Source organism: Aquitalea pelogenes (assembly GCF_001515305.1).
Taxonomy (GTDB): Bacteria; Pseudomonadota; Gammaproteobacteria; order Burkholderiales; family Chromobacteriaceae; genus Aquitalea; species Aquitalea pelogenes.
Map to the genome: position 1 here is coordinate 1 of NZ_LNQV01000177.1, position 205 is coordinate 205.

Annotated in this window: 1 protein-coding gene; it reads left to right on the top strand. The window is 76.1% G+C overall.

All coding sequences use genetic code 11. The features are described 5' to 3' along the window. On the top strand, positions 1–205 hold a 205-nt coding region (locus AWT75_RS22445), incomplete at both ends, for a hypothetical protein (RefSeq protein WP_204377144.1).

Genomic DNA, 205 nt, shown 5'->3' on the forward strand with positions numbered 1-205 from the left:
GCACCGGTGTACCTGGGGGGCGCTATACCCCCGCCCGGTGCCGTGCGCTGGGCAAGGCAGCACCACCGCTTACCGCTCCTCGGGCGCTCGGCCTGCGGCCAGCGGCGCACCGGTGTACCTGGGGGGCGCTATACCCCCGCCCGGTGCCGTGCGCTGGGCAAGGCAGCACCACCGCTTACCGCTCCTCGGGCGCTCGGCCTGCGGC